The following is a 21,301-nucleotide window of genomic DNA, read 5'->3' as shown; positions in this document are numbered from 1 at the left end:
ATTGACCACCCCCATCGGCACCTACGACCCGACGGCCGCCGTTCAGGCAGCCCAGGCAGCCCAGGCCGCCCAGTCCGGCAGTCCGGCCCAAGCTACGTCGGGGAGCCTCGGCCCCACCCTGAGCGGCGACGACTTCCTCAAGCTGCTCGTCGCCCAGCTGAAGTACCAGGACCCGAGCAAGCCGGTCGACAGCTCGCAGTTCATGGCGCAGACTGCCCAGCTCCAGATGGTCGAGACCCTGCACCAGCTGGTCTCGCAGAACGCCGCCGTCATCGCCGGCCAGAACAGCCTCAGCGCCCTCGCCCTCGTGGGGCAGCGGGTCAGCTACACCGCCGGCGGCGCGAGCGCCTCGGGCACCGTCGACTCGGTCAAGCTCACCCCGGGCGGACCGACCTTGCTCGTGGGTGGGACCGAGGTGCCGCTCGCGTCGGTCACCGAGGTAGCCCGCACCGCCGCAGCACCCTCCAGCACCACCTCGAGCACCACTCCCGCAAAGGACTGACTGACCATGCTCCGTTCGCTCTTCTCGGCCGTCTCCGGCATGCGCGCCCACCAGACGATGATGGACGTCATCGGCAACAACATCGCCAACGTCAACACCACCGGCTACAAGTCCAGCCAGACCGTCTTCGAGGACACCCTGAGCCAGGCGCTGCGCACGGCCGGCGCCCCGCAGGGCACGAGTGGCGGCACCAACCCCGCCCAGGTCGGCCTCGGGGTCCGGCTCGCCGGGATCACCACGAACTTCGGCCAGGGCAGCACCCAGGTCACGGGGCGTCAGAGCGACATGGCGATCCAGGGTGACGGGTTCTTCGTCGTGCAGAAGGACGGCCAGACGATGTACACCCGCGCCGGCGCACTCTCGTTCGACGCGCTCGGCAACCTCGTCACCCCCGAGGGTGCGACGGTCCAGGGCTGGGGTGCCACGAAGGGCGCCGTCGACACCAAGGGCGCCGTCGCCGGTCTTCGCCTGCCGGTCGGTCAAGTTCTCGCGCCGACCGCGACGCGCACCGTCGACCTCGGCGGCAACCTGCCGGCCGACGCCGCCACCGGTGCGACCGTCACGCACAGCATCGACATCATCGACGAGCAGGGGACGACCATCCCGGCCACCACGACGTACACCAAGACCGCGACGGACACGTGGTCCGCGGCGACCACCGTCCCCCAGGCCGACGGCTCGACGGCCACCGTCGGCACCGCCACGCTCACGTGGGACCCGGCCGCCCAGACTTTCACCGCCCCCACGATGACGCTCGGCAGCGCCGCACTCGGCGCCGCCGGGTACCGCTTCCCGGCCGACGTCACGCTCACCATCGGGGGCGACAGCACCCCGCTCACGCAGTTCTCCGGCGCCGCCAGCGCCACCGCCCGCACCCAGGACGGCTCGACCATGGGCAGCCTGCAGAGCTTCACGATGGACGGCACCGGTGTCCTCGTCGGGGTCTTCTCGAACGGCCGCACCGAGAAGCTCGGCCAGGTCGCGCTCGCCAGCTTCACCAACCCGGCCGGGCTGGAGAAGGCCGGAGACTCGCTCTTCCGCGGCACCGCCAACTCCGGTGCCCCGTCGGTCGGCATCGCCGGGACCGGCGGCCGCGGGTCGCTGGCCAGCGGTGTGCTCGAGATGAGCAACGTCGACCTCGCCCAGGAGTTCACCAACCTCATCGTCGCCCAGCGCGGCTTCCAGGCGAACTCGCGGGTCGTGACCGCCTCGGACGAGATCCTGCAGGACCTGGTCAACCTCAAGCGCTGACGCGCCTCCCGACGAACGGGCCGCCACGGGCGGTGGTGCGGACTCCATCCGCGCCACCGCCCGTGCGCGTTGTCGGCCGTCCTCCTCAGGTATGCCGCGTGCCGGCCGATAGGAGGGGTGTGCGCCACGGATGGCGCGCACGTTGTGACTCCAAGGACGGACCCGCCATGATCGCTGTCACGCGCCGTAACGGCACCTGCTTCGCGCTGAACCCTGATCTCGTCGAACGGGTCGAGGCCACGCCCGACACGGTGATCACCCTGGTGGGTGGCGCCCGCTACATCGTCGTCGAGACCGTCGACGAGGTCATCCGGGCGGTGCGCGACTTCCGCGCCTCCGTGCTCTCGGCCGCCGAGAACGTGCACGCCGGACCGGGGCCGCGGCCCGGGCTGCACGTCGTCCAGGACGGCGAGCGCTGACATGGACCTCGCCACCCTCGCCGGGATCGTCGTCGTCCTCGGGGCGGTCTTCGCGTCGCTCGTCATGGAGGGTGCGTCGCCCACCTCGATCCTGCTGCTCCCGCCCATCGTCCTGGTCGTCGTGGGCACGGTCGGCGCGGCCGTCGCCGGCGGCTTCGTGTCTGACCTGAAGGTGGTCGGCAGACAGACGGCCAGGGCGTTCACGGCCAAGGCACCGCAGAGCGACGCCGCCGTCGTGGACCTGGTCTCGATGGCCGACACCGCGCGCCGCGAGGGCCTGCTGGCGCTCGAGGAGCGGCTCCGTGACATCGAGGACCCGTTCCTGCGCCAGGGCATCGAGATGACCGTCGACGGCACCGATGCCGACGAGATCCACGACGTGCTGCATGCCCGCATTTCGACCAAGAGGCGCCAGGACCGGCTCGGCATCAAGTTCTTCGCCGACATGGGCGGCTACGCGCCCACCATCGGCATCATCGGCACCGTCATCGGTCTGATCCACGTGCTCGGCAACCTGTCGTCGCCGGCGACCCTGGGTGCCCTGATCGCCAGCGCCTTCGTGGCCACCCTCTGGGGCGTCATGAGCGCCAACGCGATCTGGCTGCCGCTGTCCAACAAGCTCAAGCGGCTCAGCGAGGTGGAGTGCGCGCACCTCGAGCTGCTCCTCGAGGGCGTGTTGGCGGTCCAGTCCGGCACCAGCCCGCGGGTCGTTGAGAAGCGCCTGCAGGCCGTGCTGTCCGCCGAGCTCGACGCGCCGACGGCTACGGAGGCGGCATGAGCGCGGGAGCGCGGCCGGGGCGCGCGGGCCCGGGTCGTCGCAGGGTCGTAGAGGAGCACGACGAGGGCCACGAGAACAGCGAGCGGTGGCTGCTCAGCTATGCCGACATGATCACCCTGCTCATGGCGCTGTTCATCGTCCTGTTCGCGATCAGCCAGGTCGACCAGGCCAAGCTCATCGCGCTGTCCAGTGGTCTCGATCAGTACTTCGGCGAGCCGGCCAGCAAGACCGCCTCGACCGGCATCCTCGATGGCAGCCCCCAGGCCGCCGTCGACGGCCATGCCGTGTCGCCGAACCCCTCCGCCACGGGCGACCCGATCGTCCCGAGTCCGGGCGGGGCCGCGGCGCCGTCCGCGCCGCAGGCTCAGGCCGGGGCCACGGCGCTGTCCGCCGCGCAGGCTCAGGCCGCGGCCCGGGCGCAAGCCGCTCGTCAGCAGCAGGACCTCGCCGCCGTCCGAGCGCGGATCGCCGCCGCGCTGGCGGCCAAGGGGCTCTCGGGTGCGGTCCAGTTCGAGGAACGCGACCACGGCCTGGTCGTCAACGTCGTCACCGACCGGGTCCTGTTCGACCTGGGCGAGGCGTCGTTGCGCCCCGAGGGGCGCGGCGTGCTCGACGCGGTGGTACCCGCGCTGCGCGGGCTGCCCAACGCGCTCACCGTCGAGGGCCACACCGACAACGTTCCCATCGCCGGTCGGTACGCCTCGAACTGGGAGCTGTCGACCGAACGCGCCACCACCGTCCTGCGCTACCTGCTGACCCGGGGCGTGCCGGGCTCGAGGGTGTCGGCGGCTGGGTATGCCGACCAGCGTCCTCTCTCCACGAACGCCACCGCAGCCGGGCGCGCCCGCAACCGCCGGGTCGCGATCGTGGTGCATGCCCTGGACACCACCGACCCGGCCGCGCAGGCCGCCTCCGCCATCCCCAGCCCAGGAGACTGACATGGCCACCGCCACTGCAACTCCGTCCGTCGAGACCGTTCCCGGACCCGCGCCCCGCCGCAAACGCCTGGTGCTCGTCGCCGTCGTCCTGGTCCTGCTCCTCGGGGGCGGCGCCGCGGCATACCTGTTCACCCGGGGCTCGGGTCCCGGCCCGGCGGCGACGCCGACGCCGGGTGCGGTCGTGGACCTCGAGCCGCTCACGCTCAACCTGTCCGACGGCCGGTTCCTCAAGGTGGGGCTGTCGCTGCAGATGTCGGCGGACGCGCCGGCGGGCAGTGGCGGCGAACCCGGCGTCAACGGGGCGAAGGCCCGGGACGCAGCCATTGGCATCTTCGGGCAGCGCACCTACGAGCAGCTGCTCCCAGCGAAGGGGCGCGCGGCCGCGCTGCGGGCGCTCAACGCCGAGGTGCGCAAGCGGTACGACGGGGAGGTGCTGCAGGTCTACCTGACCGAGTTCGTCATGCAGTAGCCGTCGGGCACGTGCTCATGGGTAGTCCCTTCGGTCAGGGTGTCGGCTCCTGGCGCCCCGAAGCCTCAGGACGCACGCGCGGCTGCCGATTCGTGGGGTCGTGACTGCCGCGCCCGTCTCCTACGACTTCCGCAGCCCGGGACGGCTCAGCCGTGAGCGGGTGCGGGCCCTGCAGGTCGCCAGCGAGACGTTCGCTCGCCAGCTGTCCACCGTGCTGTCGACGACTCTTCGAGCGGTCGTCTACGCCCGCGTCGTCGCGGTGCGCCAGGTGACCTACGACGAGTACCTCCGCGGGCTGCCCAACCCCTCGCTGCTCGCCGTGCTGGAGTTCCGTGACCTGCCGGGGGCGGGGGTGTTCCAGCTGCCGATGGGGGTCGTCATGGGCGTCATCGACCGGCTCCTTGGGGGCGCCGGTGGGCGTGAGCAGCCCAGCCGTGGCCTCAGCGACATCGAGACCGGACTCATCCGGAACGTCGTCGCCCGGGCCGCACGCGAGCTCACCTACGCCTTCGAGGCCATCGGGCCGGTGTATGCCGAGGTCACCGGTCTGGAGTCGAACACGCAGTTCCTCCAGCTCGCGCCGCCCGCCGACCCGATGGTGGCCACGGAGGTCGAGCTGCGTATCGGCGACCAGGTCGCCACCGCCACGTTGTGCCTCGCCCTGGCCACGCTCAAGCCGGTCCTGGCCGCTGTCGACCAACGCGCTGCGGCGGCCGCAGACGGCCCGCGTGACGCTGCCGCCCGCGTCGTCGAGTTCCGGCTGCGGGAGGTCGAGGTCGACGTGCGCGTCGCGTTCCGCGAGGTCACCCTCACCTCCTCGGAGGTGCTCTCGCTCTCGGTGGGCGACGTCGTGCCGCTGCACCACCCGGTGGCCGAGCCCCTCGTCGTGGCGGTCGACGGCACGCGCGTGGCCGCCGCCCGGCCCGGCAACCACGGCAAGCGCATCGCCTGCCAGGTGGTCACGCCCTGACCGACCCGGGCGTTCCACCCGGCCCGCACCGCCCGCCACTCCACTGCCGCACCGAAGGACCACCCATGAGCCTGACCGAGCCCCTGACCCAGCCCCAGGTCGACGCCGCCCTCCTCACCGCTGCGGCCCTCGTCGCCGAGCGCCTCGGCGGCCCGGTCGGCGCCGCCGCTCGCGCCGTCGACCCGGCGCAGTGGCCGGCACTGCGCGTCGACGACCTCGCCCCGGCCCTGGCCGCGGCGGTGGACGGTGCGTGGGAGGGCCAGATCGCGGTGCTCGTGCCGCGCACCCAAGCGGTCGATCTGCAGACCGCGCTGACGGCCGGCATCTCCTCGATGGCGCTCGAGCTCGGGCCGCTCGTCCCGTCGGGGACGCACCAGGTCGAGGCCGGACAGGTCCTGGCCGGCGGTGGAGGCGTCCGGGTGGCCGGGGTGTTCGAGGGCGAGGCGCTCGTGGCGGCGCTGGTCCTCACGCCACGCGTCGCACCGGCGGCGACGCTGCCGCCGCTGGGCGCGTCCGGCCCCGTCGCCGACATCGACCCTCGCCGCCTGAACCTGCTCCGCGACGTCGAGATGGGGATCAGCGTCGAGCTGGGGCGCACCCGGATGACCGTGCAGGACGTCCTCGGCCTGGCCCCGGGCGTGGTCCTCGAGCTCGACCGCCCTGCCGGTGCCCCGGTCGACGTGCTCGTCAACGGCACCCTCATGGCCCGGGGCGAGGTCGTCGTCGTCGACGAGGAGTTCGCCGTGCGGGTCACCGAAGTCGTCGGCGCGGAGACCGACCCCCGCCCGCGCGCATGAGCGACGGGTCAACCGTCGTCGCGGTCCTGCGCCTGCTGGTCTCGTTGGGCGTCGTCCTCACCCTCGTGGTGTGGTTCGCCCGGTATGCCGCCAAGCGCGGCATCGGCGGGGCCGGGACCCCTCGCAGCGGGGTCCCCGTCGAGGTGCTGTCCCGTCGTTCCTTGGGTCGCACGTCCTCGGTGCAGGTGGTGCAGGTCGGTCGCCGGACCATGGTCCTCGGCGTGACCGAGCACGGCGTATCCGTGCTCGGGGAGCTCGACGAGGAGGACCTCGTCCGGGCCGACGCGGTCGTCTCGGAGCCGCTGGCCCTCTCGGACCCGGCGCTCAGTCGGTCCGCCCGCCGCCGATTCGAACAGGCGCCGGTTCCGCAGGGCTGGCCCTGGTCGGCTGCCTCGTTCGTCGTCCAGCGGGTCCAGGCCCGTCGTGGCTGACCGCACCCGCGTCGTCCGGGGGGTGGCCGCCCTCGGCCTCGCCCTGGCCGGACTGCTCCACGGCGCCGTCGCTGCCTCCGCCGCGCAGACCCCGTCGGTCGTGTCCGTCGTGGTGCCCTCGGCTGCGGTCGCCGGGCTGGTGGCAGCGCCGACCCCGCCGACCTCGCCGACGCCCCCGAACCTGCCCAGCCTGCCGACCCCGTCGACCTCGTCGAGCCCGGCGACCGGCGGCGTCTCGGTCAACATCGACCCCAACCTGGGCAAGCCCAGCCAGGCCGTCAACATCATCCTGCTGCTTACCCTGCTCTCGGTGGCTCCCGCCCTGCTCGTGCTCTGCACGTCGTTCACCAAGATCATCGTCGTGCTGTCGTTGACCCGAAACGCGTTGGGCACCACCACAATCCCGCCGAACCAGGTGCTCGCCGGGCTCGCGCTCTTCCTCAGCCTGTTCATCATGTCGCCGGTGCTGTCTGCCATCAACGAAGCCGGAGTGCAGCCCTACCTCAAGGGTGAGCTCACCCAGTCGCAGGCGTACGACGCGGGCGTGAAGCCACTGCACGACTTCATGCTGAAGCAGACCCACCCTGCCGAGCTGGCCACCATGGTCAAGCTGAGCAAGGAGGCTGCCCCGGCCACGCCCGCCGACGTGCCGATGACCACGTTGGTCCCGGCCTTCGTGCTGTCCGAGCTGAAGTCGGCCTTCATCATCGGCTTCGTCATCTTCGTGCCGTTCCTGGTCATCGACGTCGTCGTGTCGTCGACGCTGATGTCGATGGGCATGATGATGCTGCCGCCGGCCCTGATCTCGCTGCCGTTCAAGCTGCTGCTGTTCGTCATGGTGAGCGGCTGGAGCATGATCGCCACCGCCCTCGTCCAGAGCTACCACTGACGCCGCCATGACCGACTCCGACGTCGTCCACATCGGCCTGCAAGCCATGCTTCTCAGCGCCAAGCTCGGGTTCCCGATCCTGTTGGTGGCACTGGGGATCGGCTTCGCCGTGTCCCTGGTCCAGGCCGTCACCCAGGTGCAGGAGATGACCCTGAGCTTTGTTCCCAAGCTCATCGGGGTGGCCGTCGTCCTGCTGGTCTCGGGCCACTGGATGCTGCAGGAGACGGTCGCGTTCACCCGAGACCTGTTCGCCATGCTCCCGCAGCTGCTCAGCTGATGGAGGCCGTCGTGCCCGGAGACGCCCTGGGCGTCCTGCTGATGGCCACGGTCCGGCTGTCTGCCTTCTTCGCGATCGCCCCGCCGTTCGCCAGTCGCGCCGTCCCGGCCCGGGTGAAGGCAGCGTTGTCCTTCGCCATCGCCCTGCTGATCGCCCCGCGGCTGGGGGGCCAGGGGCCCTCCCTGGACCTCACCGGGCTGCTCGGCGGCGCGGCATACCAGGTCCTCGTGGGGGCGACGATGGGCTTCGTCGTCTACCTGACGTTCAGCGCCGTCCAGGCGGCCGGTGAGCTCGTCGACCTCGCGAGCGGCTTCACCCTGAGCAGCCTCTACGACCCGATGACCAACGTCTCCAGCAGCATGTTCGGGCGGGTGCAGGCGCTGCTGGCGACAACGCTGCTCTTCGCCTCGGGCGGCCACCTCCTGCTCGTGCGAGGCCTGGTCACCAGCTTCCAGACGGCGCCGCTGCGGCCCCTGGCGCTCGGAGACGTCGGACGACTGGTGACCGACGGCCTCGGCCGGTTCCTCACCGCCGCGCTCGAGATCGCCGCTCCGGTCATGGTGGTGTTGTTCCTCGCCGAGCTCGCCCTCGGTCTGGTCAGCCGTGCCGTACCGACCCTCAACATCTTCGCCGTCGGCTTCCCGGTCAAGATCCTGCTCGCGGTGTCGCTGAGCGGCGTGGCGCTCGCGCTGCTGCCGGCAGCGGTGAGCAGGCTCGTGGGGCAGGGCGCGCTGGACCTCGGCGCGGTGGCGAGAATGCTGGGGACCAGTTGAGCGACAAGTCCCAGCGGACCGAGAAGCCCACCGCCCAACGGCTGCGCAAGGCACGCGGCGACGGGCAGGTCCCGCGCACCCAGGAGCTCGGGGCGTGGCTGTCGGTCCTCGCTTTCACGGTCGTCGTACCCCACCTCGTCGGGGGATGGCCGACCAGTTCGACCGCACCATGGCCGACCTGCAGAAGGTGATCGTGCACCCCGAGACCGACCTCGCCACGCAGGTCGCTCACGACGCCGCGATCGGCGTGCTCGCCGTCCTGGCACCGCTGCTCGCCACGATGGTCGTCGTCGCCGTCGTCGCGAACGCGGTCCAGGGCGGGATCCGGGTCTACCCGGGGAAGTTCACGCCGAAGTTCGAGACGCTCAACCCGGCGAAGGGCCTGAAGAACCTCGTCGGGGCCCACGCCGCCTGGACCTTCGCCAAGACCCTCATCAAGCTCGTCGTCTTCGGCTGGGTCGCGTATGCCGCCGTGAAGGGCATCACCGAACGGGTCACCGGCGCGGGCCAGTGGTCCCTCGGCGCATCCGCCGCGGCTGGGACGGAGGCGACGCTGTCGGTGCTTCGCACCATCGCCGTGGTCGGGATCGTCCTGGCCGCCGCCGACTACGTGATGGAGCGCCGACGGGTGGGTTCGGCCCTGAAGATGAGTCGCGAGGACGTCAAGCGCGAGAACCGCATGTCCGAGGGCGACCCGCTCCTCAAGGGGCTGCTCCGGGGCAAGCAGCGCGAGCTGAGCCGCAACCGCATGCTCGCAGACCTCGGCGCCGCCGACGTCGTCCTGGTGAACCCCACCCACGTGGCCGTCGCGCTGGCATACGAACCAGGGCGAGGGGCGCCCCGGGTGGTGGCCAAGGGGGCCGGGCTGGTCGCCGCCCGCATCCGGGCCGAGGCCGCCGACCGGCGCCTGCCGCTCGTCGAGGACGTGCCCCTCACCCGGATGCTCTACCGCAGCTGTGCGCTCGGGCAGGAGATCCCGGCCGAGCTCTACGACGCGGTGGCCGGTGTCTTCGTCTTCCTCATGACGCTGCGGCAGCGCGGGCGCACCTCGGGCTTCCACCGCAACCCCGGCGCACAGGCCACCCGCGAGCTGGTCGACCCGGGCCGGCATTCCTCAGGACCGCGCCGTGCGCGCCGATAGGAGCCCTGTCATGACACCCACTGCCGCTGGCGCGCCTCCGGGACGGACCGCATGATGACCCGCAACCAGATCGGCCAGATCGGCATCCCGGCGGCGATCGTCGGCATCGTGGTGATGATGGTCGTGCCGCTGCCGAGCGTGCTGCTCGACCTGCTGCTCGCGGTGAACCTCACCGGCTCGGTACTCATCCTGCTCGTCGCGCTGGGGGTCCGGAAGCCGCTGGACTTCGCGGTCTTCCCGTCGCTGTTGCTCGTGGCCACGCTGTTCCGGCTCGCCCTCAACGTCAGCGCGGCCCGGCTGGTGCTGCTCGACGGTTTCGCCGGCAAGGTGATCGACGCCTTCGGGCACGTCGTGGTCGGCGGCTCGATCGTCGTCGGCCTCGTCATCTTCGTCATCCTCATCGTCATCCAGTTCGTCGTCATCACCAACGGCGCGGGCCGCGTCGCCGAGGTCGCGGCCCGGTTCACCCTCGACGCCATGCCCGGCAAGCAGATGGCGATCGACGCCGACCTCAACTCCGGGCTCATCGACGAGGACGAGGCCCGCCGACGCCGGACCGAGGTGTCGTCGGAGGCCGACTTCTACGGCGCGATGGACGGCGCGTCCAAGTTCGTCAAGGGCGATGCGATCGCGGCGATCGTCATCACCCTCGTCAACCTCGTCGGCGGCTTGGTCATCGGCGTCGTCCAGAACCACCTGGCCTTCTCCGAGGCGATCACCCGCTTCAGCCTGCTGTCGGTCGGTGACGGACTGGTGTCGCAGATCCCGGCCCTGCTCATGTCGATGTCGACCGGCCTCATCGTCACGCGGGCCACGACCGAGGGCGACATGGGCGGCGACCTGCTCCACCAGTTCGGCCAGCAGCGCCAGGCGGTCCAGCTCGCGGGCGCAGCGGTGATGGGTCTGGCCGTCATCCCTGGCCTGCCCAAGCTGCCGTTCCTGCTCGTCGGTGGCGCCACCCTGCTCATCGCCCGCCAGCTCCCGCGTCCCGAGGACAAGGTGGCCGCGGCGAAGGCGGCGGCCGCTGCTGCACCGGCGCCCTCGCTCGACAGCCCCGAGGCGATCGCCCACGACATGCGTATCGAGCCGATCGAGCTCGAGCTGGCGTACGACCTCATCGGGCTCGTCGACGCCAGCACGGGCGGCGACCTGCTCGACCGCGTCCGGGCCTTGCGGCGCAAGCTCGCCCACGAGCTCGGCATCCTCATCCCCCTCGTGCGTACCCGCGACAACGTGGACCTGCCGCGACACACGTATGCCATCCGCCTCCACGGCGTCGAGGTCGCCCGTGGCGAGGCGCCGCCCGGGATGGTGCTGGCCATCGGCGACCGGATCGGGCAGCTCGAGGGCACCCCGACGCGCGAGCCGGTCTTCGGCCTTGAGGCGAAATGGGTGCCGGTCCACCAGCGGGGCAGGGCCGAGCAGGTCGACGCGACCGTGGTCGACCGGTCATCGGTGGTCACCACCCACCTGGCCGAGATGGTGCGCCAGCACGCCCAGGACCTCCTCGGGCGCGAGGACGTCAAGCTCCTGGTGGAGACCGTGCGCGCCACCCACCCGGCGGTCATCGACGAGCTCACCCCGACCCCGCTCGCGCTCGGGGAGGTGCAGCGGTGCCTGCAGGCGCTGCTGGCCGAGCGCGTGTGCATCCGCGACCTCGTCCGGATCTTCGAGGCGATGTCCCTGCGGGCGCGCGGCGGCAGCGATCCCGACGGCCTGGTCGAGGCCGTTCGCGGTGCGCTGGGTCCCGCGATCGCCGCGTCGCACGCCGTCGGCGGCGAACTGCACGTGCTCACCTTCGAGCCCCAGCTCGAACAGCGCCTGCTCGAGTCGCTGCGCGCGGGCGAGGGCGGCGGCCACTTGCTACTCGACCCCTGGTTCGCCGAGCGACTGGCGACAGAGGTGCTGCGGGCGTCGCAGCAGGCGGAGGAACGTGGTGTCATGCCGGTGCTCGTGTGCGCCCAGCCATTGCGCCGCGCGGTGCGCAGGCTGGTGGAGCCGGGGGCGCCGCAGCTGGCCGTGCTCGCCTACACCGAGCTCGGCGGCCATCTCCGCCTGACCACTGCCGGCGTCGTGGACCTCGCCGAGACCGTGACGGCGGCCTGACATGAGCACGACTGCTGCGCCCGCCCCCACCCAGGTGTCCGTCGACGGCGGCGAGACACCACGCTCGGGTTTCCGTCCTGCGGTGGTCCTCGCCGTGCTGCTCACCGTTCCCGCGGTCTACCTCGTCGGCAAGGGGGAGCTGTCGGCCCACGATGCGCTGGTCCGCTTCGGGTGCGCGTGGGCCTTCGCGACCGCCGGGATCGCGCTCGTCCTGTCGACTGTCGGCGGCAGCTCAGCACCTCGAACGGCCGCATCATTCCCCACCTCGGAGGACCGCAGTGGGGAAGGGGCGGGCGACGAAGCAGCGGTCTAGGCCGGGCTGCGCCTAGCTCGGCTTTGCATATGCCGCGATGCCGGTGTCCAGCAGCACGCAGGGCTCGTCGCCGACGGTCCAGGCGTCGTGCCCAGGGTCGATGACCACGACGTCTCCGGGGCCGACGGACAGCTCGGTGCCGTCGTCGAGCCGCACCGTCATCTGCCCGGACACGCAGATCCCCGTGTGGTGCACCTGGCAGGACTCGGTGCCGGCGATCGGCTTGACGTCGTTGGACCACCGCCAGCCGGGCTCGAACACGCCACGGCCGAGCGTGAAGTCGCCGAGGGTGACCACGTCCATGTGGCCGTGCTCCTGGAAGGCGCGCGTCTCGTGCGGGCTGTCGATGTTCTGCTTGTCAGTCATGGGTCCTCCGTGGGCGTGAGGGGCGGCGTCGTGCGGCCAGGGACCGCCACGGCCCATCCAGCCTGCTGAGCGTCGGCCGGTCGACACAACCGGCAAAAGTGTGAGGGATCCCGGGTCAGGCCGAAGGCTCGTGTGCGGGCACGAGAACAAGAAACGGCAGGCCCTCGCACACCGATGCCGTCCACCGCGGATGCGTGGCCGCCGCACCGCTCAGCCACGCCCCGAGTGGCAGGTCGCGGACCAGGTCGCCGGTGACCCAGGTCGGGTCCGAGGACGTCACGACACGTCCCGAGGCGTTCACGAGCAGCCAGGTCTCCTCGGCGCCGTCCATCACCTCGAGCAGGTGCTCCTCGAACCACGAGACGAGCACGTCGAGCCCGACGACCCCCGCGAAGGCATCGCCCACGACGAGGGGTTGGGTGAAGGTCAGGGTGTACTGGTCGGTGCACAGGTAGTCCACGTACGGCCCGGTCACGTGACGGCGACCTGTCTCGAAAGGGTTGGCGTACCAAGGCAGCTCGGTGTAGTCGCGGAAACCGACGGCGCGGGGGTCGGTCTCGGCCGCGAGCTTGGCCGTGGTCGAGGCGCCACCGCGCGACTCGACCGTCCACCACTCGAGCCAGTAGGCCGCGTCGGCCAGCACCCCTGGCGCCATGACCGCGCCGGCTCCGGCAACTGGCGTCTCGGGGTCCGTCAGCAGCTCCCGACACCGTTGCTCGATGTCGAGGTCGGCGCGACGCGGCGCCGGCCCCGACAGCGGCTGCTGGAGCAGGGCGTCGAGGCCGTCCAGCTGGTCGAAGACCCATGCGCCGAAGTCGGACACCCACCGCGCCAGGTGGAGGTCGGTCGTCGTGGTGGTCATCGGTTCCTCCGCCGTCGGGTGATGCGGTGCAGGGTCTTCACCGCATCGAAGAGCTCCCGGACATGATCCTCCGCCCGGGCCCTGGCCGTCCCCGGATTGCCCATGGCCACGGCCTCGACGATGGCGTGGTGCGCGTCGAAGGTGCGACGGCCCGCGCTCGCGTCCGCGCACCCGCCCGGTCGTGGCAGCTGGGCGAGCTCGAGGTCGGCGAGCCACAGCACGGGCCCGATCTCGCGTTGCAGCACCATCTCCTCACGGGTCAACCGCGCCGACTGGGCGGTCGCGGCGACCTCAAGGTGGAACGTGCCCTCATGCCGACGTATGCCGTGGGGCTCGTCCGGGCGAACGTCGGCGAGCCGGCGCAGCCGGGCGATGTCGTCGGGATCGGCCCGCTCGGCGGCGAGCGCTGCGCAGTGCCCGCTGATCGCGCAGTAGTGGTCGGCGAGATCGCGCAGCTCGCCGAGCCCGACCCGGGAGAGCCGGGCCAGGAGGGCGGCGCGCCCGCCGTCCTGGGGAGCGCGGACGAACGAGCCGCCGCCGCGCCCGCGCCGGGTGAGGATGAGGCCGTCTTCGCGCAGGGTGCCGAGCGCCTCGCGCACGGTGACGGTCGCGACGCCGAACCGGTCGGCGAGGTCGCTCTCGGGGGGCAGCAGGCTGCCGTCCGGCAACATCCCGAGGGCGATGGCCTCCCCGAGGCGGCGACGGACGGTCTCGGCACGTCCGGCGGCGGGCAGCGGCGCGAACACCGCGGCATACGGGCCCAAGGGCATCGACCGGTGCGCCATCGGGCCTCCCTAACAGTTTGGGCATACCTCTTGCGCGTAAACATATGGACCCATACGTTCTGCGTCCAGAGGTATCACGAGGACCCCTGAGGAGTTGCCATGGCGGCGCAAACCGCGCCCGGGACGCCGGCCATCCGGCTGAGCCGGTTGCGCAAGGAGTTCGCCGGCACGCCCCCGGTCGTCGCCGTCGACGACATCGACCTCGAGGTGGGGGCGGGGGAGTTCTTCTCCATGCTCGGGCCCTCGGGTTCGGGCAAGACCACCGTCCTGCGGATGATCGCAGGCTTCGACGAGCCGACCAGCGGACAGGTGGAGCTCGCGGGCGAGGACGTCACGAGGCGCCAGCCCTACGACCGCGACGTGAACACCGTGTTCCAGGACTACGCCCTGTTCCCGCACATGAGCGTGGCGCAGAACGTCGAGTACGGCCTGCTCGTGAAGAAGGTCTCTCGCACGGAGCGTCACGCGCGGGTGGCCGAGGCCCTCGAGCAAGTGCGCCTCGGCGACCACGGCTCGCGTCGGCCCGCCCAGCTCTCGGGTGGCCAACGGCAGCGGGTCGCCTTGGCGCGCGCCCTCGTCAACCGGCCCAAGGTGCTGCTGCTCGACGAGCCCCTCGGCGCCCTCGACCTCAAGCTCCGCGAGCAGATGCAGGTGGAGCTCAAGGGAATCCAGCGCGACGTGGGCATCACGTTCCTGTTCGTCACCCACGACCAGGAGGAGGCGTTGACCCTCTCGGACCGGATCGCCGTGTTCAACGCCGGGCGGATCGAGCAGGTCGGCACCGCCCGCGAGGTCTACGAGAGCCCGGCGTCGGCGTTCGTCGCGGGCTTCGTCGGCACCTCCAACCTCCTCACCGGTGACGCGGCACGCGCGGTCATCCGGCGCGAGGGCTCGTTCGCGATCCGGCCGGAGAAGCTCGTGGTCGCGACGATCGGCAGCCAGCGCGGCGACGAGCACGCTGGCCACCGCGACGGACCCGGAGCGGAGGGCACCCTCACCGAAGTCGTCTACGGCGGCCCGGTGACCCGCTACGTCGTCGCCCTCGACGCCGGTGGCCAGCTCACCGCGCTCGAGCAGAACGCCGGCCCCAGGACCAACGGCGCGGCGCCGCGCCGCGGCGACCGCGTCGCGCTCTCGTGGCGTCCCGAGCACGTCATCGACGTGCCGACCCCGTCCTCACCCGAGTCGCAGGCACCCGGGTCCTCGTCTTCGCAGTCACCCACCACATGAAGGAGATCGGCGTGCGCACCACAAGGCAGTCCCTGTTCGGGGCCATCGCGGCCCTGACCGCCCTCGCACTGGCCGGATGCGGCAGCTCCACTCCCACGACGTCGCGTGGCGGCGGCGCCCATGCGGGGATGCAGGTGCCGGCCCTCAAGGCCCTCGACAAGCTGGGCACGCCTGAGGGCCAGGTCAACGTCCTCGCGTGGCCCGGCTACGTCGAGAACGGCAGCAACGACCCCAAGGTCGACTGGGTGACCGACTTCGAGAAGTCCTCGGGGTGCAAGGTCAACATCAAGACCTTCGGCACCTCGGACGAGGCGGTCCAGCTCATGCGGACCGGGCAGTACGACACCGTCTCCGCGTCGGGCGACGCCACCTTGCGCCTCATCGCGGCCGGTGACGTCGAGCCGGTCAACACCTCGCTCATCACGAACTACCCCGACATCTTCGACGCGCTGAAGATGAAGCCCTGGAACTCCGTCAACGGCGTCGCCTACGGCATCCCGCACGGTCGCGGCGCCAACCTGCTCATGTACCGCACCGACCTGGTCAAGCCCGCCCCTGACTCGTGGGGTGCGGTGTTCGACCAGGTGGGCGCACAGAAGGGCAAGGTCACGGCATACGACTCACCCATCTACATCGCCGACGCCGCCCTCTACCTCATGGCCACCAAGCCGGCCCTGGGCATCAAGGACCCGTACGCCCTGGACGCCACCCAGCTCGCCGCGGCGGTCGACCTGCTCAAGGCGCAGAAGACCGACATCAGCGAGTACTGGTCGGACTACCTCAAGGAGGTCCAGGCGTTCAAGAACGGCTCGTCCACCATCGGCACGACCTGGCAGGTCATCGCCAACACCGCGCAGGGCGAGAAGGCCCCGGTTGACGCGGTCCTGCCCAAGGAGGGCGCGACCGGCTGGTCCGACACCTGGATGGTCGCGGCGAAGTCGCAGCACAAGACCTGTGCCTACAAGTTCATCGACCACATCGTCTCGCCGAAGGTGAACGCCCAGGTCGCCGAGTACTTCGGTGAGGCACCTGCGAACCGCAAGGCCTGCGCCGAGACGAGCGACAAGAACTTCTGCACCGTCTACCACGCCGCCGACGAGTCGTACTTCAGCAAGGTCCACTACTGGACGACGCCGATTGCGACCTGCCTGGACGGGCGCACCAACGTCAAGTGCACCGACTACGCGACGTGGACGAAGGCCTGGACCGACATCCGTAACAGCTGATCCACCGCACCGACGAATCCGTGAACGAGGTAGGCGACGAATGAGGAACCGCAGAGGGCTCGCACTCCTGCTCGGGCCGCCACTGCTGTGGCTCGTCGTCGCCTACCTCGGGGCGCTCGCCGCGATCTTCGCCACGGCGTTCTTCACGACGGACCCGTTCACCAACCTCGTCGTCCGGACCTTCAGCACCGAGAACTTCCGCGGCCTGCTCTCGGCCACCTACGTCGGCATCATCGGCCGGACGCTGCTCATCGCCGTCATGGTCACGGTGCTCTGCGTGCTCGTGGCGGTGCCGTTCGCCTTCTTCATGGCCCGGGTGGCCCCGCGCCGTCTTCGGGGTCTGCTGCTCGCGGCCGTCCTCGTCCCGCTCTGGGCGAGCTACCTGGTCAAGGCCTACGCCTGGCGCACCATGGTGCAGCCCGGTGGCGTGCTCGACAGCACGGTGGGCGCCTCTCCGGGCTACGGGCTCGGGGCGGTCGTCCTCACGCTCACCTACCTGTGGCTGCCCTACATGATCCTGCCGGTGTATGCCGCGTTCGAGCGCCTGCCCGAGAGTCACCTCGAGGCCAGCGCCGACCTCGGTGGCGGACCGGTGGCGACCTTCCGTCGCGTTGTCGTGCCGTCCATCCTGCCGGCGATCGCCGCGGGTTCGGTGTTCACGTTCTCGCTGTCCCTCGGCGACTACATCGCGGTGCAGATCGTCGGGGGCAAGCTCCAGGTGCTGGGAACGGCGGTCCTGCAGAACATCACGCTCGACCTGCCGTTCGCCGCTGCGCTTGGCACTGCGTCGGTCGTGATCATGGTCGTCTACCTCCTCGCCGTGCGACGCACCGGCGCGCTCGAGAACCTGTGAAGGGGCGACGATGAGACTCGGTCGTGCCGCCACCGCCCTGCTCGCCGTTTTCGCCACGCTCGTGCTGGCATTCGTCTACGTGCCACTCGTCGTGGTGGCGCTCAACTCGTTCAACAAGCGACCGCACCTTCGGCTGGCCGCCACCGGGCTTCACGACGCAGTGGTGGCACGCGGCCCTGCAGGCGCAGGGACCCCGCGACGCCCTCCTCACCTCGGTCAAGGCCGGGCTCGGTGCCACGACGATCGCCCTCGTCCTCGGGACGCTGCTCGCGCTCGCGCTCAGCCGGTACGACTTCTTCGGCAAGCACGCGATCTCCATCCTCGTCGTACTGCCCATCGCGCTGCCGGGCATCGTCACGGGCGTCGCGCTGCAGTCGGTCATCCAGAACGTGCTGACGCCCGTGTTCGGCATCGGCGCAGGCCTGTTCACGATCATCGTCGGCCATGCGACCTTCTGCATCGTCGTGGTCTTCAACAACGTGACGGCTCGGCTGCGCCGGATGGGCGCCTCGCTCGACCACGCGTCGGCCGACCTGGGGGCCAGGCCCTGGACGACGTTCCGACTCGTGACGTTCCCCCTGCTGCGGTCCAGCCTGCTCGCGGGCGCGCTGCTGGCCTTCGGCCTCAGCTTCGACGAGATCGTGGTCACCACCTTCACCGCCGGACCCGACAGCCAGACCCTGCCGATCTGGATCTTCGACAACCTCTTCCGACCCAACCAGGCGCCGGTCGTCAATGTCATCGCCGTCGTCCTCGTCGCGTTGTCGATCGTGCCCGTCTGGGTGGCCCAGCGGCTGGGCGGGACGGACGCCGCGGGAAGCCGCCTCTAGCCGACCGTTCCGCGGGCAGGAGGCGGTCCCCGAGTCACTCGGGGACCGCCTCCGCGGTCGGCGCCCTACCGCACGCCGAGGTCGCCCAGGACCTCACCTGCCGCGCGCTGACCCTCGGCGGCGCCCCCCTCCATGTAGCCCTGGAAGTCGATGGAGCAGTGCTCACCAGCGAAGTGGATGTTGCCCTGCCGCATCGCCTCGTAACCCGCGTAGAGGTGGCAGTATCCCTTGGGCCAGTAGGAGTATGCGCCATAGCTGTACGGGTTGGTCGGCCACGCCGAGAGGGTGGCCCGCCCATTCCACTGAGCGGTCAGGCCCGGGAAGACCGGCTCGATCTGGGCGAGGAACGTCGCCGCGGCGGATCGCACGTAGTTCGACGTCTGGTCCGAGAACGGTGTCGGCGGCTTGAAGGACCCGGCGCTGTTGCCGCCGGCATACTGCAGCAGGATCCCCTGCACTCCACCCTGGGCCCGCGAGACGTCCCAGGAGTTCTGGTAGCCGGTGTCCGCGTACGTCTCGCCACTCGAGAGCCCGGGCCAAGGCCCGGTCATGTTCCAGAGCCGGTTGGTGAACTGGAGCTGGAGCTTGGCGTTCTTGCCCATCCGCATCGCGGCGATCTGACCGGTCTTGCGGGAGTCGAAGCCGGCAGCCGACAGGTTGAGCCGCTGGAGCACCCCGAGCGGCACGGCGAGAATGGTGTGGTCGGCCGTGACCGTCGTGACGCCGGTCGGGCTGGCGAAGGTGAGGGTCTGGGTGCCGTCCTGGTTCAGCTTCACCGCCGTGAGCTGCCAGCCGAGCTTCACCGTGTTGGCGGGCAGGGAGGCCGCAATCGCCTGCGGGAGCTGCTGGTTGCCGCCGCGGATGTGGTACCGCTCGTCGGAGATGCCGAACATCGAGAACTGGCCCGGGCTCGGCTGGTACCCGAGCAGACCCAGGAGGTTCAGGGCGGTCTGGTCGGTGGTCTCGCCGCCGTACTCGATGTTGTAGGCGACGTCGAGCAGCTCACCCATCGGCGAACCGTGTCCGCCGGGCACCCGGGTCTCAATCCAGTCGTAGAGGCTCAGGTTCGACAGTGCGGTACCGGCGGCGTTGCTCGAGTTCCAGGTGACCGGCCAGGTGAAGGTCTGCATGTCCGCCTGGATGGCGTTGTGCACGGCCTGGAAGTCCTTGGTGGCCTGGGTGTACGGGTAGTACGAGCCGTTGAAGTAGTAAGTCGGTTCGGCGCCGTTGGGTTCGGCCTGGACCAGGTCGTCGAGCGGCAGGTTGAACCGCTTGGCCAAGGTCTGGATGGTCTTGTGGCCGGTGTCGATGAGCTCGCCACCCCACTCCGTGACCTGCCCGGACTGCCAGTTCGTGGCGTTGGAGAACATCCGTCCGCCGACGCGCGAGTTGGCCTCGTAGACGGTCGCCGCGATGCCCGAGTCCTGCAGCCGCAGCGCCGCGCACAGCCCCGAGATGCCTCCGCCGATGATGGCGATCCGCCGCGACGTGGCTGCAGCCGCGCTGGGGAGCTCGAACGACGAAACGCCAAGTGCCGCAACACCAACGGCGCCGAGGGCGCCCTTGAGCAGTCCGCGGCGACCGAACTCCGCCCTGGTCGCCTCCGCCCCGAGCTCGTGCACCTGTTCTGCGGTGAGGCCGAGCACCTGTGCGGCGCGATGCTCATCGGCGAGGACTCGCAGCTGTCGACCAAGTGGAGTGCGTGCCATGCTTCTCGATCCCTTCGTCCAGCGCGTCGGCTCCCTCGCCAGCAGGCGAGGGAGCCGAGCGAAACGTCGAGGTCATGAGGTCCTTGGGTCAAGGATCCGTGCCCCGAGCCGAGCCGAGCGTAGGACGAAGCCGACCCTCGCCGAGGCGGAATCGGACAACCTCCAGCAAGGGGGAGAGTCGGGTCAGGTCGTCAGGCGCCGGCGACGTCTGCGAGCCAGCCGAGGATGGGTGGCAGGACGGCGGAATAGCTGTCGAGCGAGTGCCCGAGGTCCTGGAGCACGTAGGGCTGGACGCCGGGGATGTTCTTCTCCCGGCGCAGGAACTGCAGCGACTGCGGCCGGGACTGCGGATCCTTCATCGACGTCATGACCAGCAGGTGCGTCGTCAGTGGTGGCCGGTGCTCGATGAGCCACGTGGGGGAGTACTCGTGGGCCAGCCGCGGGTCCTGGCGCAGCCGCGGGCCGAGGGTGCCGGTGGTGCTGTCCGGCTCGGGGCTGTAGTACCCCTCGACCGATGCCGCGGCGCCGAAGCGGCCGGGATCGCGAAGGTGCAGCAGCGCGGCGCAGTAGCCACCCGTCGACCAGCCCATCACGCTCCACTGGCTGGGGTTGTGGCTCACCCGCAGGTTCGACTTGGTCCAGTCCGGGACGTCCTGGTCGAGCCAGGTGAACGCCTGGGGTTCGCCCGGCAGGTCGGTGCACTCCGTGTCGATGGGCAGCCCGACGTTGATCTCCGGGAAGACCGCGATGAACGGCGCGACGCGTCCGGCGTTGATCTCTTCGCTGGCCGTCTGCGCGAAGTCCAGACGCTGCACGACGAAGGCGATGTGGACGTCCGCGCCGCCGAGGACCATCACGACCGGGAACTTGGTTGTGGCGTACCGCCGGTCGCCGTACTGCGGAGGCAGCCAGGCGATGACCTTCTGCGTGATCCCGGAGTGCTGGCCCGCGAGGGTCACCTGTTCGTAGCGTCCGGTACCCGAAGCGGGATCCGGCACCCGCAGCACCGGGCGGTGGGGGATGGCCTGGCCGTTGAGACCGAGCCGCACCCCCTTGGCGACGACCGGCGGCGCCACCCCGGTGCCGAACAAGGATGCCCAGTCCGGGTAGAACCCGTAGTCGCGGTTGACGTCCAGGGCGACGGCGGCGACCGCGCTGCCCTGCGCCAGGAGCACGACCGCCACGGTCGCCGGGAGCATCCAGCGCGACATGCGAGGGGCTCGGTTGCGCCAGACCAGGACACCGATCGCGATGGGGCCGCCGATCGCAAGCAGGATGCAGAACAGCAACAGCCGCAGCGACGTCAGTGGCACAGCCAACGCTCCCCTAGGTGAAGGGCTCAAGGCCCGACAGTGGTCTCTTTCGTCACAGTAGGTCACCGTGCTG

General features: G+C 70.7%; 25 protein-coding genes. 20 read left to right on the top strand and 5 right to left on the bottom strand.

Going from position 1 to position 21,301, the window contains the following annotated elements; genetic code table 11:
• The first annotated feature begins 1 nt into the window (after position 1).
• The 16 genes from GKE56_RS09110 to GKE56_RS09035 all read left to right on the top strand — a co-directional run bounded on the left by GKE56_RS09110 (position 2) and on the right by GKE56_RS09035 (position 12,054).
• Positions 2 to 502 (top strand): flagellar hook assembly protein FlgD, encoded by a 501-nt coding sequence (locus GKE56_RS09110; RefSeq protein WP_230208856.1) that lies wholly within the window; start codon positions 2 to 4, stop codon positions 500 to 502.
• A 6-nt stretch (positions 503 to 508) separates the two neighbouring features.
• Positions 509 to 1,753 (top strand): flagellar hook protein FlgE, encoded by a 1,245-nt coding sequence (locus GKE56_RS09105; RefSeq protein ID WP_154684279.1) that lies wholly within the window; start codon positions 509 to 511, stop codon positions 1,751 to 1,753.
• A 167-nt stretch (positions 1,754 to 1,920) separates the two neighbouring features.
• A complete protein-coding gene (locus GKE56_RS09100; protein WP_154684278.1) occupies positions 1,921 to 2,172 on the top strand; it encodes a flagellar FlbD family protein in 252 nt (83 codons plus the stop codon).
• Between the two features lies 1 nt (position 2,173).
• Complete coding sequence (locus GKE56_RS09095; RefSeq protein WP_154684277.1) at positions 2,174 to 2,950, top strand: motility protein A; 777 nt, start codon at positions 2,174 to 2,176, stop codon at positions 2,948 to 2,950.
• Positions 2,947 to 3,888, top strand: coding sequence for a flagellar motor protein MotB (locus tag GKE56_RS09090; RefSeq protein WP_154684276.1), 942 nt, complete (start codon positions 2,947 to 2,949; stop codon positions 3,886 to 3,888). The genes GKE56_RS09095 and GKE56_RS09090 overlap by 4 nt, the downstream gene beginning before the upstream one ends.
• Before the next feature lies 1 nt (position 3,889).
• Positions 3,890 to 4,357: a flagellar basal body-associated protein FliL gene (gene fliL / locus GKE56_RS09085; protein ID WP_195908065.1), complete on the top strand. Its 468-nt coding sequence runs from the start codon at positions 3,890 to 3,892 to the stop codon at positions 4,355 to 4,357.
• Positions 4,358 to 4,457: 100 nt separating this feature from the next.
• The gene (locus GKE56_RS09080; RefSeq protein WP_154684274.1) at positions 4,458 to 5,327 is read left to right on the top strand and encodes a flagellar motor switch protein FliM; all 870 of its coding nucleotides are present in this window, start codon (positions 4,458 to 4,460) and stop codon (positions 5,325 to 5,327) included.
• Between the two features lie 65 nt (positions 5,328 to 5,392).
• Entirely contained in the window at positions 5,393 to 6,124 is a 732-nt protein-coding gene (gene fliN, locus GKE56_RS09075) for a flagellar motor switch protein FliN (RefSeq protein WP_154684273.1), read from the top strand.
• Positions 6,121 to 6,555, top strand: coding sequence for a flagellar biosynthetic protein FliO (locus GKE56_RS09070; protein ID WP_154684272.1), 435 nt, complete (start codon positions 6,121 to 6,123; stop codon positions 6,553 to 6,555). The genes fliN and GKE56_RS09070 overlap by 4 nt, the downstream gene beginning before the upstream one ends.
• Positions 6,548 to 7,444, top strand: coding sequence for a flagellar type III secretion system pore protein FliP (gene fliP / locus GKE56_RS09065; protein WP_230208855.1), 897 nt, complete (start codon positions 6,548 to 6,550; stop codon positions 7,442 to 7,444). Before GKE56_RS09070 ends, fliP begins: the two co-directional genes overlap by 8 nt.
• Before the next feature lie 7 nt (positions 7,445 to 7,451).
• Complete coding sequence (locus tag GKE56_RS09060; RefSeq protein ID WP_154684271.1) at positions 7,452 to 7,721, top strand: flagellar biosynthetic protein FliQ; 270 nt, start codon at positions 7,452 to 7,454, stop codon at positions 7,719 to 7,721.
• An 11-nt stretch (positions 7,722 to 7,732) separates the two neighbouring features.
• The gene (locus tag GKE56_RS09055) at positions 7,733 to 8,494 is read left to right on the top strand and encodes a flagellar biosynthetic protein FliR (protein WP_230208854.1); all 762 of its coding nucleotides are present in this window, start codon (positions 7,733 to 7,735) and stop codon (positions 8,492 to 8,494) included.
• Positions 8,491 to 8,685, top strand: a complete 195-nt coding sequence (locus GKE56_RS18235) for an EscU/YscU/HrcU family type III secretion system export apparatus switch protein (RefSeq protein ID WP_154684269.1) — start codon at positions 8,491 to 8,493, stop codon at positions 8,683 to 8,685. Before GKE56_RS09055 ends, GKE56_RS18235 begins: the two co-directional genes overlap by 4 nt.
• Positions 8,640 to 9,635, top strand: a complete 996-nt coding sequence (locus GKE56_RS09045; protein WP_154684268.1) for a flagellar biosynthesis protein FlhB — start codon at positions 8,640 to 8,642, stop codon at positions 9,633 to 9,635. Before GKE56_RS18235 ends, GKE56_RS09045 begins: the two co-directional genes overlap by 46 nt.
• Before the next feature lie 54 nt (positions 9,636 to 9,689).
• Complete coding sequence (gene flhA, locus GKE56_RS09040; RefSeq protein ID WP_154684267.1) at positions 9,690 to 11,741, top strand: flagellar biosynthesis protein FlhA; 2,052 nt, start codon at positions 9,690 to 9,692, stop codon at positions 11,739 to 11,741.
• A gap of 1 nt (position 11,742) precedes the next feature.
• Positions 11,743 to 12,054 (top strand): hypothetical protein, encoded by a 312-nt coding sequence (locus GKE56_RS09035; RefSeq protein ID WP_154684266.1) that lies wholly within the window; start codon positions 11,743 to 11,745, stop codon positions 12,052 to 12,054.
• 12 nt (positions 12,055 to 12,066) lie between these two features.
• On the opposite strand, the gene GKE56_RS09030 is transcribed toward GKE56_RS09035, so the two are convergent.
• The 3 genes from GKE56_RS09030 to GKE56_RS09020 form a co-directional block, all read right to left on the bottom strand.
• The gene (locus tag GKE56_RS09030) at positions 12,067 to 12,420 is read right to left on the bottom strand and encodes a cupin domain-containing protein (protein ID WP_154684265.1); all 354 of its coding nucleotides are present in this window, start codon (positions 12,418 to 12,420) and stop codon (positions 12,067 to 12,069) included.
• A 115-nt stretch (positions 12,421 to 12,535) separates the two neighbouring features.
• Positions 12,536 to 13,282 (bottom strand): cache domain-containing protein, encoded by a 747-nt coding sequence (locus tag GKE56_RS09025; protein WP_154684264.1) that lies wholly within the window; start codon positions 13,280 to 13,282, stop codon positions 12,536 to 12,538.
• A complete protein-coding gene (locus tag GKE56_RS09020; protein ID WP_230208853.1) occupies positions 13,279 to 14,067 on the bottom strand; it encodes a FadR/GntR family transcriptional regulator in 789 nt (262 codons plus the stop codon). Before GKE56_RS09020 ends, GKE56_RS09025 begins: the two co-directional genes overlap by 4 nt.
• A gap of 99 nt (positions 14,068 to 14,166) precedes the next feature.
• Here GKE56_RS09020 and GKE56_RS09015 point away from each other — a divergent pair, with 99 nt between their 5' ends.
• The 4 genes from GKE56_RS09015 to GKE56_RS09000 are packed head-to-tail and all read left to right on the top strand — an operon-like array spanning position 14,167 to position 18,206.
• Positions 14,167 to 15,297 carry an ABC transporter ATP-binding protein gene (locus GKE56_RS09015; RefSeq protein ID WP_154684263.1) on the top strand — a complete coding sequence of 377 codons (1,131 nt, stop codon included), beginning with the start codon at positions 14,167 to 14,169 and terminating at the stop codon, positions 15,295 to 15,297.
• An 11-nt stretch (positions 15,298 to 15,308) separates the two neighbouring features.
• Positions 15,309 to 16,523 (top strand): ABC transporter substrate-binding protein, encoded by a 1,215-nt coding sequence (locus tag GKE56_RS09010; protein ID WP_230208852.1) that lies wholly within the window; start codon positions 15,309 to 15,311, stop codon positions 16,521 to 16,523.
• A 40-nt stretch (positions 16,524 to 16,563) separates the two neighbouring features.
• Complete coding sequence (locus GKE56_RS09005) at positions 16,564 to 17,376, top strand: ABC transporter permease (protein WP_154684261.1); 813 nt, start codon at positions 16,564 to 16,566, stop codon at positions 17,374 to 17,376.
• A 23-nt stretch (positions 17,377 to 17,399) separates the two neighbouring features.
• Entirely contained in the window at positions 17,400 to 18,206 is an 807-nt protein-coding gene (locus GKE56_RS09000) for an ABC transporter permease (RefSeq protein WP_370518365.1), read from the top strand.
• A gap of 65 nt (positions 18,207 to 18,271) precedes the next feature.
• Here GKE56_RS09000 and GKE56_RS08995 read toward each other — a convergent pair whose 3' ends face one another.
• Both GKE56_RS08995 and GKE56_RS08990 read right to left on the bottom strand, forming a co-directional pair.
• The gene (locus GKE56_RS08995) at positions 18,272 to 19,915 is read right to left on the bottom strand and encodes an NAD(P)/FAD-dependent oxidoreductase (protein WP_154684260.1); all 1,644 of its coding nucleotides are present in this window, start codon (positions 19,913 to 19,915) and stop codon (positions 18,272 to 18,274) included.
• A gap of 191 nt (positions 19,916 to 20,106) precedes the next feature.
• Positions 20,107 to 21,228 (bottom strand): alpha/beta hydrolase family protein, encoded by a 1,122-nt coding sequence (locus tag GKE56_RS08990; RefSeq protein WP_154684259.1) that lies wholly within the window; start codon positions 21,226 to 21,228, stop codon positions 20,107 to 20,109.
• Positions 21,229 to 21,301: the final 73 nt, after the last annotated feature.

This window comes from Nostocoides sp. HKS02 (assembly GCF_009707485.1).
Lineage (GTDB): Bacteria > Actinomycetota > Actinomycetes > Actinomycetales > Dermatophilaceae > Pedococcus.
Note: the sequence above shows the minus strand (reverse complement) of the source record. Positions and strands in the feature narration are given on the sequence as shown.

Excerpts from the sequence above, each read along its gene's own strand:
- fliL (WP_195908065.1), top strand. The coding sequence starts at position 3,890 with ATGGCCACCGCCACTGCAACTCCGTCCGTCGAGACCGTTCCCGGACCC.
- GKE56_RS09095 (WP_154684277.1), top strand. The coding sequence starts at position 2,174 with ATGGACCTCGCCACCCTCGCCGGGATCGTCGTCGTCCTCGGGGCGGTC.
- flhA (WP_154684267.1), top strand. The coding sequence starts at position 9,690 with ATGACCCGCAACCAGATCGGCCAGATCGGCATCCCGGCGGCGATCGTC.
- GKE56_RS09060 (WP_154684271.1), top strand. The coding sequence starts at position 7,452 with ATGACCGACTCCGACGTCGTCCACATCGGCCTGCAAGCCATGCTTCTC.
- GKE56_RS09030 (WP_154684265.1), bottom strand. The coding sequence starts at position 12,420 with ATGACTGACAAGCAGAACATCGACAGCCCGCACGAGACGCGCGCCTTC.
- GKE56_RS08995 (WP_154684260.1), bottom strand. The coding sequence starts at position 19,915 with ATGGCACGCACTCCACTTGGTCGACAGCTGCGAGTCCTCGCCGATGAG.
- GKE56_RS09045 (WP_154684268.1), top strand. The coding sequence starts at position 8,640 with ATGGCCGACCAGTTCGACCGCACCATGGCCGACCTGCAGAAGGTGATC.
- GKE56_RS09100 (WP_154684278.1), top strand. The coding sequence starts at position 1,921 with ATGATCGCTGTCACGCGCCGTAACGGCACCTGCTTCGCGCTGAACCCT.
- fliN (WP_154684273.1), top strand. The coding sequence starts at position 5,393 with ATGAGCCTGACCGAGCCCCTGACCCAGCCCCAGGTCGACGCCGCCCTC.
- GKE56_RS09035 (WP_154684266.1), top strand. The coding sequence starts at position 11,743 with ATGAGCACGACTGCTGCGCCCGCCCCCACCCAGGTGTCCGTCGACGGC.
- GKE56_RS09105 (WP_154684279.1), top strand. The coding sequence starts at position 509 with ATGCTCCGTTCGCTCTTCTCGGCCGTCTCCGGCATGCGCGCCCACCAG.
- GKE56_RS09090 (WP_154684276.1), top strand. The coding sequence starts at position 2,947 with ATGAGCGCGGGAGCGCGGCCGGGGCGCGCGGGCCCGGGTCGTCGCAGG.
- GKE56_RS09025 (WP_154684264.1), bottom strand. The coding sequence starts at position 13,282 with ATGACCACCACGACGACCGACCTCCACCTGGCGCGGTGGGTGTCCGAC.
- GKE56_RS09070 (WP_154684272.1), top strand. The coding sequence starts at position 6,121 with ATGAGCGACGGGTCAACCGTCGTCGCGGTCCTGCGCCTGCTGGTCTCG.
- GKE56_RS09015 (WP_154684263.1), top strand. The coding sequence starts at position 14,167 with ATGGCGGCGCAAACCGCGCCCGGGACGCCGGCCATCCGGCTGAGCCGG.
- GKE56_RS09005 (WP_154684261.1), top strand. The coding sequence starts at position 16,564 with ATGAGGAACCGCAGAGGGCTCGCACTCCTGCTCGGGCCGCCACTGCTG.
- GKE56_RS09020 (WP_230208853.1), bottom strand. The coding sequence starts at position 14,067 with ATGGCGCACCGGTCGATGCCCTTGGGCCCGTATGCCGCGGTGTTCGCG.